This is a genomic window from Shewanella sp. BJSY2023SW007, assembly GCF_047314525.1.
Lineage (GTDB): Bacteria > Pseudomonadota > Gammaproteobacteria > Enterobacterales > Shewanellaceae > Shewanella > Shewanella chilikensis.
This window is the reverse complement of sequence record NZ_JBKORL010000040.1, coordinates 20955-31284: the sequence shown is the minus strand read 5'-3', so window position 1 is coordinate 31284 and position 10330 is coordinate 20955. Positions and strand designations below refer to the sequence as shown.

Below are 10330 nucleotides of genomic sequence, written 5' to 3'. Positions count from 1 at the left end.
GTACCCTATCAGTTCCAGTTCCAAACACTCCTATTGAAGGAGATAAAAGAACAATCGTGCAAACTCGTGGAGGGTGGGTATATACCTGGGAACAGATCTATACCAGCAGTGGATGGCAGACTACTTTGTTTTCACAACGCTATATTGGTAATGGCAATGGTAAACATGAAGCCCAACGTTAAGTAACAAGTTCTGGGCCGTTCTAGGCCCAGTTTCTTACTTGTTTTTCCCTTCCTGAACAACCATATCTAATGCCCTTGCGAATGTCGGATCTGCCATCATTCGCTTTCCCACAAACTCTATATCGCTTGGGCCGCAATCCATCCCTCTCACTTGTGTTGGTGCCCAGACCTGGGCAAGGTTTTCCAGTTGTTCAAACCAAAACGTTGCTCTTTGCTCTGGGGCCAAGGCCGCTCTGAGCTCATCCCTAATCATACGTTGCCAAATGATGATCTGCTTATCTTGAATGAGCTTCATCTTGTTCCAATCATCCTGGTATGTCGGTGCTTTGGCGTAGCAAAGTCCGGAGACTTCTCTCCAGGCATAAACACGCTTGAGCTGTTCCATCCAATCGTTCGCGTAACTCGGACATGATTGAACAATAACGAGAACAGGAAAGAGGAATAGTCTAATTGCTCTTACCATTTTAGGAATGTCTCATAGTACCAGTGGAGAGCAGGAAACACGTTCCGCCATCCATACCCCTCTTTCCTTGCATAAGCTTCAGACTTCAATCTCCGATCATTGCTAGAACTGATATCACGGATTTGCTTGAAACAACGTTCAGAATGCTCTTTCATTCCCATTCCGTGTCTTGCCCCGAAGATTTTCATTGCATCAATTGTTGTTGTCTTCTCTGATGCAGATGCTGTTGAAGACTCCCAGTAAGTGGCAAAAATACATTCGGTATCATCATGACTGCCTGGAGTAAACTGACGACATTGATAAGATGTCTGTGCAATGATGTTCAACTTGTCTAGCTCCTTCTCAAACTCATCTTCACTAGCGATGTAGTATTTAGACGATGGATACTGTCTTGAAGAAGGTCCCACCAGCAGCCGACATTCCTCACTAAGCTCCAACATTTTGCCAACTGGAACGTAATGAGCCCCCTTATAGACATATGCGTTGAAAGCCACAAACGCTATCAACCCAATAATCACTTTCTTCTTTCTCGTCATAACAACCTCTATTGCTGCTCTCTTGCTATCCGTTGCACACTCGACAGAGATATACCGACACGCTTGGCTATTTCAGGCTTCGGCAGTCCCTCCTCTAACAACGGTATGACTTGGTTTCGTTTAAGCATGGCTGTTGGCTTTCGTCCCTTGTACTTGCCTCGTTGTTTGGCCAAGGCAATCCCCTCTGCTTGTCTCTCCAACATCAGTTCGCGTTCAAAGGTAGCGATAGCACCAACCATCGTCAGCATTAGCTTTCCTGTTGGGGTCCCTGTATCAATTCCCAGATTCTGGATTTGAAGGGAGACCCTCTTCTTCTCCAAGAGCTCTGCTATCTCCAGTAGATGTTTAGTGTTCCGTGCAAGTCGATCCAACTTGGTGACTATCACGACGTCACCTTCTCGGACAAACTCCAACATCAGCTTTAACTGAGGTCGGTCGCCCTCTGCTCCACTAACCTTCTCCTGAAATACCTTGTCGCAGTCAGCTAATGCCTTCAGTTGTGCGTCTAGGCTTTGTCCCGTAGTAGATACACGGGCGTACCCTATTTCGGCCATAGATAACTCCTGTTCAATAGGGCAAGGTACACTGACCAAGCCCTTCAGAAGGTGCAAAGGGACCCATGTGACACGGGGAAAGGGTCCTTTTACCACAGTGTCACACAGGCTTGGTTTAATGACTTTGCATACAGTTAGTTACGGTTCTCTTGATCTCCTTCATCAAGAGGCTCTTCCCAAGCTTCCTCGTCGGACAAATAGCGTTCGGTGAAGGCCTGGATAAGTATCGGCACTATGGTCAGTAGTGCGGCTTTAGCGACCCGTCTGAGTAGTTCGTTAATGATGTTCTCCTTTTGATGGTTGATAACAGGCAGCCAAAGGCTCACCACATGGGTCCATGTAGTGACGAATTGACTGCAATTTGGTTGTTAGGGACGTCTTAGGCTTAGTCCCAAGTGACGGTTAGTTGATAGACACCTAACCCTAGGTAGTAGCGGAAGTTGGATTCCCAAATCCGGTAAAGGCCTCGGAAGTGGTTTAGCGGATACTCCCCCGTGTAAGCCTGATACCCTGTTCCATTTGATAGATTGAAGTCCAACTCTTTCTCCAACTCAGGATAAACCTGGCCAAAGAAGGCAAAGTCAGTGATATACACCAAACGCCATCCAGAAGCCGAGTCAGAGCGTTCCAGTCGAATTTCAACCGGGTGATAGCCCCAATGCTCCACTGAGTAATTGGGATCTCGGAAATTGAGGGTTACGCCGTCAGAACATCGCTCATTAGGGTGTTCCTCCAGTGTTCTCCGTAAGATGCCACTCAGAGTGACTGTTACGGGTAGCCACCGGCGAGCTTCGGTCAAATCGATATGCTTGCTGTCAATCATAACCAGCCCCTCTCTGCAAACGACACCACATCCACCTGGCCGATAACCAGATGATCCAGTACCGGCACATCCACAGTGGCCAGAGCGTTCACCAGACGCTCTGTAATACGTCTGTCGGCTGAGGAAGGCTCAGGTATACCCGAAGGATGATTATGGGCAAATATAACCGCTGCGGCGTTCCGTGAAAGAGTCAACTTAACCACCTCTCTGGGATATACAGCAGCGGCGTCTATGGTGCCAAAGAACAGCTCTTCACAAGCAATCAATCGGTGTTGGCTGTCCAGTAGCAGAACGGCAAACACCTCTCTCTCGTACCCCGCCATCCGGAGCTTAAGGTAATCCTTTACCAGAGGCGGAGAGGTAAACACCGCTGTTTTGACATTGTGGTCCTGATATCGGGACTCCAGGATACTTATCGCCTCCCGAATGACCCTCTCTTGGTATTCACCATTGCCTTCATTAGAGGCTCCCGGTTTCATTGTCAGTTGCATAACAAACCCTTCCTATTGATTTATTTCAGGTTTCTTATGCCTCAAAGGGGTGCGATTAATTAACGGTATAAGAAGCTTGGAGACCGCCAGCTCGCATTAAACTAGTAATAACAGGGGTGACATATTCTGCCCCACCAATCTCAATGAGGCCATTATGACATTTACATCTAGTACACCTGCCAGATATCTGGCATCACCATCCAATACTCGTAGAGGAGACATTCGCTGGCCTGAAGAGGTCATATTGGATTATCAACCATTGCTGGTTCTGGGTCGTTTCAGTGATACTGAGCGAAGGCATCAAGTCAAGGGAGCACGGAAAGCGAGGTTACCTAGGTTTGAAACCGAGATAATCCCAGATAACTATGGTACCCGACAAAAGAAGATGCATCTCAAGGGGACAATACCTGGCGGAGGCTTCAGGGAACCGGGTGAAGTTGAGCAATTCCTTATTGAAAAAGGCTTTAACCCTGAGTCAATCAAGATTACGGGTGGAACGCTTTACGCTACTCACCCAAAGGAACATCTACCGTTCATGCACTGGGTTGTAAGGTTGCTTATCCACTTCCAGGCTACTGGTGAGTGGCTAAACATACTGTACTGGTATCACGACTATCCGGATCAATAAGAGCCACATAAAAGAAAAGGCAGCCCTGAGGCTACCTTTGCGATGTGTAATCAAACATCCTCACTGCATGGCAGCAGCTCGTTCAATCACTTTTCGCTGCTCTGCAGAGGATGCTTTCAGTACTTGTGTAAACACCTTCTTCTTGTCTCTGGAAGAAGCATGCAGTACAAAGTCCGACAGTTTACTGCTTTTAGGGGCCGCCTCTGTGGACTTGTTGAGAAACTTGTTAGTCACATGTCCTCTCTTCTGATGTTGGACTTCAGGCATCGTTCCATACCCTATTCATCCAGACACGACCGTGTACATCGTAACTAACCCTTTCTCGTTGCTAGTTGTATGTATCAGTTTGAAGCCTTGGGTTTGATATAACTCGATCAATCGACGGGTGTTTTCGCATTCAAGAATGATAGCTCGACCACCAAGCAAAGCTCTAGCCTCATCAATGACCATATATACTTCATCGAGTATACATTCTAAGTTTATAGGGTTAGGCACAACAGAATAATTCTTGCCGATCTGACCGATCAAATAAGCTTTGACTCTCTGCCCGTTTACTAAAGCCATCGAGCTTCTTCACTTGAGCCCCTGACAACGAGGTGCCGTTAAGTTGCAACTCTTTAAATGACAGGGAGAAATAGGCCAAGATATCACCATTTTGGCTGACTAAAAGATAAGTCCTGGCCGCATCCCTACGTTCAAAATCGATTGCCTTATTGTGAAGGAACGACTCCACATCAGCATTTTTGGGACACGTAAAGGAACTAAGCAGCTCTCTGACATCTGCTTCAGAGAGCTCCTCGGTGTTTAATAGGTCACTTATTTTGACAAGCGTTGTTTTAATAGCCTAATACCTTTCTCGGCATCTTTCTTATGATCGCGATGCTTCACCTTAACTTTCCTGGGTGATTGCATGTCACTCTTTAAGTGTGCAATGGCATCGCTATCGGCAACAACAAAGGCTCTGTCAAATGAAGTAGTAGACATGATGAACCTCCTCAGTTGAACGGCTGCATATCATAGCCTAACTTCCTTATACTGACCAGACCGTCAATATGTTTTCAGCATATCGCAGCAAATCTTTAGTTGCAATGCGATGTTACCCTCTAAGCTCCCGGCCAAGCCCCTTCAACAGAAGATCCAGCAGCAGGTTTTGCAGTATCTTCGCAGTATCAGGACGTGATAGGTAATCCATCGACATCCCCTGCTGGGTATCCATACGGTCAATCACCGCCTCATCTACTGCCTTGGGAAAGTCACCTTGCATAATGGCCTTGCGGTCGTTGTTATGGATTTGGGCCATCACAGCTTCGTTCTCGGCTATCTTGCTCGCCATCCCCTGTAACCAATCAAGCTTATCGCCTTCAGTCACTCCTTCACCAAAGACTTCATTCATTTTGGCGAGGATCTCTGACAGAAAGTCCTTTTTATCCTGCTTGGGCTTGGCTGAACCAACCCCAGTAACGCCATAAAGCCCATCTCCCCTACCTTCCCTTAACTGCAAGTCCTGGGTGCGTTTCTCTTTTAGCTTGTAGTGGCTCAGCACTAGCCCGTCGAGGTCGATATCATCATCTTCGAGCACCTCTTCCCGCAGCAACGGCAGCAGGTGTTTGGCGTAGGTACTGAGCTGTTCCAGATCAACGGCATTAAATGGGGTGATCTGCGAGGCGAACTCATAGAAGCGGATAAAACTGTTCAAATCCTTCTTGAACATCACCAACTGGTTACGGGCCTCTTCAGCGGCAGCAATTCGCTCCTCGGCATTGCTCTTTTCCACCTCGGAGCCATGCAGCTTAATCTCATTGAACTGACGTTTGGCAGCCCTTAGCGTATCAATGGCCAACTGATAGCGTTTGAGGAAGCGGTCTCGCCCCGGTGCCAGGTAATGGAGTAAGCCCTCGGTGCCCCGCTTGGGGTCAAAGTAAGATGCCGCAAAGGCCTCCACTTCGCTCCACAGGAAGATACCCTCATTCACCAGCTTGTGCTTCAGGTCATACACCAGATTGGGGTCGGAGGCGGTTTCCAGGGTAGCGGTTTCAAAGTACTTCTGGAACTCTTCCAGCACGTCCTCGGGCTTGTTTACAAAGTCCAGCACAAAGGTACGGTCCTTGCCCGGATAGGTACGGTTAAGCCGCGAGAGCGTCTGGATGCAGTCCACGCCGGTGAGCTTCTTGTCCACGTACATGGCACACAGTTTCGGCTGGTCAAAACCGGTCTGGAACTTATTGGCCACCAGCATCAACTGGTAGCTGTCGGTATCGAATGCCTTTCGCATGTCCTGACCATGAAGGTCGGGGTTCATGCTGCGTTCGGTGTGGGCAATCTCGGTGTCCGGATCTGTCACCTCACCTGAGAAGGCCACCATGGCCCTGATGTTGCCATAGCCCTGCTCGGCTACGTACTTATCGAACGCGAGTTTATACTTGGCGGCCTCCAAACGGCTGCTGGTGACCACCATCGCCTTCGCCTGCTGGTTCAGCAAATGTGCCACGTTGGCCTTAAAGTGCTCCACTATCACCTGCACCTTCTGGCCAATGTTATGGGGGTGCAGCCTGAACCACTTGCCGAGAGTCTTTTTGGCTTTCTTGCTGTCTACTTCCTGCTCAGCCTTGGCTCCAGCTATAGCCATCTTGTAGGCCAAACCATAGCTGGTATAGTTTTGCAGCACATCGAGGATATACCCCTCCTCAATGGCCTGACGCATGCTGTACACATCAAAGGGCTTGGGCTTATTGTCGTCACTTAGGGGCATTGCCGGGTTATCTGGCCGACCAAACAGCTCCAGCGTCTTGCCCTTGGGGGTGGCGGTAAAGGCGAAGTAGCTGATGTGATTACTGCCAAGGCGGGCCGCTAGAGTCATGTTCATCACATCCTCGGCGGTCAGTTCCTCGTTTTCATCCAGTTGCTCGGCCATCAGCACTTCCCGCAGCTGCCGTGCGGTACTGCCGCTCTGGCTAGAGTGGGCCTCATCGGCAATCACCGCAAAGGTATGGTCTTTCAGGCTGGTGGACTCCTGAATCGCCTTCAGCACATGGGGGAAGGTCTGAATGGTCACCACAATGATGGGTGTACCGATAGCCAGTGCGGCCGTCAGCTGGGCCGACTTGCTGCCCTCGCCCTCATCCCGGTTAATCCGGCTTATCACTCCTTCTGCATGCTCAAACTGGGAGATGGTTTCCTGCAGTTGGCTGTCGAGTACTGTGCGGTCGGTAATCACAATCACCGACTTAAACCACTTATCGCCATTGGCATCGTAGAGTGAGGCCAACTGGTGGGTCAGCCAGGCAATGGAGTTGGACTTACCCGAGCCTGCCGAGTGCTGGATAAGGTACTTATGGCCAGTGCCTTCCTCCTGCACCTTGGCAAGCAGCTTGGTGACCACCTGCCACTGGTGATAACGGGGGAAGATCAGGGTTTCTTTCTTGTGGATACGACCAAGGGCATCTTCCTGCTTTTTCACCTCAAGGTGGATAAAGCGGCCAAGGATCTTAAGCCAATTATCAGGCGTGAGGATTTCATCCCACAGATAACTGGTAGCAAAGCCCGCCCCTTCATCAGGCAGGTCATTCCCCGCACCACCCGCCTTTGTACCTCGGTTAAACGGTAAAAAGAAGGTGCTGTCACCGGCAAGCTTGGTGGTCATCGCCACTTCAAACTGATTCACCGCAAAATGCACCAGTGCCCCCCGGCGGAACTTCAGCAGCGGCTCGTCCCTGTTGCCAGTTTTGGGCAAGCGGTCTTTGCGGTACTGCTGTTTAGCATTCTCCAGGCTTTGCTTAAAGCAGGACTTCAGCTCCATTGTGGCTACCGGCAAACCATTCAAGAACAGGGTTAAATCTATGCGACCATCGTAACCGTTGGGGCTATAAATTAGCTCTGGCACGACCCTTAAGCGGTTAGTCTGATAACGGCTAATAAGCTCTTGATTGAGCCCATGGTCGGGCTTAAAGGTGGCAAGCCGGAGCCTTGCCCCTCGGTCTTCCAGCGGGTTACGCAGCAGCCACAGGGTGCCCTTGTCTGGGTGTTCCAGATGCCTTACAACGGCATTCAAAAGATGCTTGTCGGTATCTTGGGGATAGATGCGACAAAAGCCCTCCCAGGCAGCAGGCTGGCTCTCTTTTACGTAGGCCAGCAAGTCTTCAGGATACAGAGCCCTTTCTTTATCATACTTTCCACCATCAGAGCTGGCCGACTCGCCCACCAGCCAACCCTGGGTGGCCAGTGCATCGATAATGTAGTTCTGAAACGCCAGCTCCCTGGCCTTGGCTTCCATACTCATCAGTTTTCCTCAGCGGCTCGTTTGATTAATGGCTTGGCCTTCTCCAAGTCATCTGCTGTGCGAATTGTCAGCTCCAAATCGCCTGTCCCCCAATGGCCAATCTCACTCACATCACGGCTGAACCCCTCTTCCATGTCCACGGTTTTGGGATCGAGCCGCACCAGCAATTGCAACTTGGGGTCTTGCTTAGGCAGCACTATGATGCACACAAAGTTTTTAAGGCGTCTGAAGGCACCGTAGAGCTTTAATTGTTTGTAGTGAACGTCATCCCCAAGGCTTGCCGTATAGTCGATTACGCCGTCATAGAGCTGCTTTAATGACACAGAAGCCAGCTCCAACTGTTCGAGGTGAGTTTTCATCACGGAGGAGGATTTGGGTTTGGCGAAAGCAGCGTCAGTACCAGTTAATCCTATCTGAGATTTAACTGACTGACCCGACACAGCCACCACGTTCACCAGTTCCAGCATCAACAAGTCATCGGCAAACAGCTTGTACCTAAGCAGTTCAATGTTGCGGTTTATCTGCTGCACCGCATGTTCATCGTATTTGGTAAAGTCCCCGGCGATACATAAAAGGCGGGTGCCTTCCCATTCTATGCTCTCGGCAGCCTCATTCCCCAGCGTCTTCATCACTAATAACTGGAATTCAGCCTGATGATCCAGCAACCAATCCAGGTAAAACAGCCCCTGATTGATGACGTTCTCGTTGGTGTGGCGTTTGTACTCGATAATCACCGGGCAGCCATTTTCGTCGAGCCCCAGGGAGTCGATACGGCCCCTATGAGTCTTACCTGTGTTGTACTCAGTAGCGAGAAATCGTACACCCAGGAAGGCTTCCATGTTGCTCTCAATCAGTTGTTGCAAGTCTCTCTCGACCACAGCCGCCTTGCCTTCCAATTCAGTTACCCCACTTGAGTGGTACTTAAACAGCTTAATATCACTCATGCCGCATCCTCCTTGACAGGTTGTGTCCAGCCTCGCAGATCAATCTTGCCGGTCACAGCAGCGGAAATCAGAGCGGTGCGGCGTTCTTGCAATAATGAAATAGCCTTCGTAGTGTCACATTCTATCTGGTCGAACTTTTGGAGCTTTTGAGTTAGGTTCCTTATGATCTCCAATACTTCCTCTTCTGGTGGGAAAGGAATCAAGGTATTAGCTAAATACTCGTGCTCTAAACTTTCAACAGTGGCGCCTTGCTTTCTCCAATCAAGGAGCAGCGACTGTTCATACCCTTTGATAAACATAGAGATGTATTGTGCATAAGCAATTGATTTAAACCTAATTGCCTTCATATCCTGATTGATTGTTACTGGAATTGTATTTATTCCTACCGGAATGGTTCGCTGTAAAATACCTGAGCGAACGACTATCAAAACTGCACCGGCTGCAATCAAGTTAGTCGATGATTCAACTACAGCTTGCTCAGTAATTTTGTCCTCAGAATCAGTGATCCAGTACGACTTCATATCCTTCGGTGATACCCATGGAATTGAACCATTCCAATAAGATGTATTCTCCTTAGATGGTGTCCCACCACCTGAAAATGAGCAATGGTATTTAAGGGGTGAAACCACCCAATGCTCTGGTACTTGGCCGAGCCACTCGACGCCGGAGTCTTTCATGGGGGCATCGGGATTGAGGCCCTTAGTGACGGCGTGGGAGATGACCGCCTGGCGTTTCTCCTTGAGCAGTTCAATCAGCCGCTGCTGCTTGTCAATCAAGCTGTCTATCCGGGCGGTTTCGTAGTCAAGGAAGGCGGCGATAGTGCGTTGTTCCACCTCACTAGGTAGAAGGATTGAATTAGTACCAACCTCTTCAACCGTTATCTGTGGAATCGCTGTCTGCATAAACCTGAAAAGATTCTTCCGATTCCCAAGCATGTAGTAAAAAGCATACTTAGCCACCAAGCGATTAGTTATGTGCTTACAGTAAATTGTTGTCTGAGTAGTTGTTGCTTCTCTATTGACCAATTTGACGGCACCTATTGAATTACCCCTCGCAGGGATAACTAGATCACCATCCCTCAATCGAACTTGGGGCTCATTAATATAGCCAAAGAAATGGTCACCTTCGGTCGCAGAATAAACAGGCCAATTACCTGTTTCATCCAATTGCTCCCTCAGAATAGTCTGGCCCATGGCAATTTTGAAAAATCGTGTTGTTTTTGTGACTACCCACCCAATTGGAACATCTCCCAACCACTCCACTCCCGAATCCTTGTACTCAGGATACGCTGTATACTTGCCGCTCAACCGTGTTTGCTGACTCATACTGCCCCCCTGATAGTGGATTGTGGGTTCATGGCAAGGCGTGCCGGTGCATAGAGAGGGACCAGAGCAAGCTGATTCCTTATATTGGCTAACCGAGCGAGCGGCAGG

The 10330-nt window shown here is 49.2% G+C and carries 13 protein-coding genes; 2 read left to right on the top strand and 11 right to left on the bottom strand.

Translation table 11 applies throughout. From position 1 onward, the window contains the following. The coding region (locus tag ACMHXE_RS07450) for a hypothetical protein (protein WP_413731865.1) at positions 1-182 on the top strand (182 nt) is incomplete at its 5' end. Positions 183-216: 34 nt separating this feature from the next. Here the strand turns inward: ACMHXE_RS07450 and ACMHXE_RS07445 are convergent. From ACMHXE_RS07445 to radC, 6 genes are all read right to left on the bottom strand, one after another. Next, positions 217-567, bottom strand: a complete 351-nt coding sequence (locus ACMHXE_RS07445) for a hypothetical protein (protein WP_152134888.1) — start codon at positions 565-567, stop codon at positions 217-219. A 71-nt stretch (positions 568-638) separates the two neighbouring features. Further along, positions 639-1181 carry a hypothetical protein gene (locus tag ACMHXE_RS07440; protein ID WP_025009847.1) on the bottom strand — a complete coding sequence of 181 codons (543 nt, stop codon included), beginning with the start codon at positions 1179-1181 and terminating at the stop codon, positions 639-641. Between the two features lie 8 nt (positions 1182-1189). Next, the gene (locus tag ACMHXE_RS07435) at positions 1190-1735 is read right to left on the bottom strand and encodes a recombinase family protein (protein ID WP_025009846.1); all 546 of its coding nucleotides are present in this window, start codon (positions 1733-1735) and stop codon (positions 1190-1192) included. A 134-nt stretch (positions 1736-1869) separates the two neighbouring features. Continuing rightward, a complete protein-coding gene (locus tag ACMHXE_RS07430) occupies positions 1870-2061 on the bottom strand; it encodes a hypothetical protein (protein WP_144218378.1) in 192 nt (63 codons plus the stop codon). Between the two features lie 59 nt (positions 2062-2120). After that, on the bottom strand, positions 2121-2558 hold the full coding sequence (locus ACMHXE_RS07425; RefSeq protein ID WP_413731862.1) for a DUF2787 family protein: 438 nt from the start codon (positions 2556-2558) through the stop codon (positions 2121-2123). Next, positions 2555-3049, bottom strand: coding sequence for a RadC family protein (gene radC / locus ACMHXE_RS07420; protein WP_243885314.1), 495 nt, complete (start codon positions 3047-3049; stop codon positions 2555-2557). The genes ACMHXE_RS07425 and radC overlap by 4 nt, the downstream gene beginning before the upstream one ends. A 154-nt stretch (positions 3050-3203) precedes the next feature. Between radC and ACMHXE_RS07415 the strand changes: the two genes are divergently transcribed. After that, a complete protein-coding gene (locus ACMHXE_RS07415; RefSeq protein ID WP_413731860.1) occupies positions 3204-3677 on the top strand; it encodes a hypothetical protein in 474 nt (157 codons plus the stop codon). Between the two features lie 60 nt (positions 3678-3737). On the opposite strand, the gene ACMHXE_RS07410 is transcribed toward ACMHXE_RS07415, so the two are convergent. From ACMHXE_RS07410 to ACMHXE_RS07390, 5 genes are all read right to left on the bottom strand, one after another. Further along, positions 3738-3911, bottom strand: coding sequence for a hypothetical protein (locus ACMHXE_RS07410; protein WP_413731858.1), 174 nt, complete (start codon positions 3909-3911; stop codon positions 3738-3740). A gap of 582 nt (positions 3912-4493) precedes the next feature. Further along, a complete protein-coding gene (locus ACMHXE_RS07405; protein WP_167388660.1) occupies positions 4494-4661 on the bottom strand; it encodes a hypothetical protein in 168 nt (55 codons plus the stop codon). Positions 4662-4773: 112 nt separating this feature from the next. Then, positions 4774-7953 carry a type I restriction endonuclease subunit R gene (locus tag ACMHXE_RS07400; protein WP_413731856.1) on the bottom strand — a complete coding sequence of 1060 codons (3180 nt, stop codon included), beginning with the start codon at positions 7951-7953 and terminating at the stop codon, positions 4774-4776. Further along, complete coding sequence (locus ACMHXE_RS07395) at positions 7953-8897, bottom strand: DUF5655 domain-containing protein (protein WP_413731854.1); 945 nt, start codon at positions 8895-8897, stop codon at positions 7953-7955. Before ACMHXE_RS07395 ends, ACMHXE_RS07400 begins: the two co-directional genes overlap by 1 nt. Then, complete coding sequence (locus ACMHXE_RS07390; protein WP_413731853.1) at positions 8894-10222, bottom strand: restriction endonuclease subunit S; 1329 nt, start codon at positions 10220-10222, stop codon at positions 8894-8896. Before ACMHXE_RS07390 ends, ACMHXE_RS07395 begins: the two co-directional genes overlap by 4 nt. Between the last annotated feature and the right edge of the window lie 108 nt (positions 10223-10330).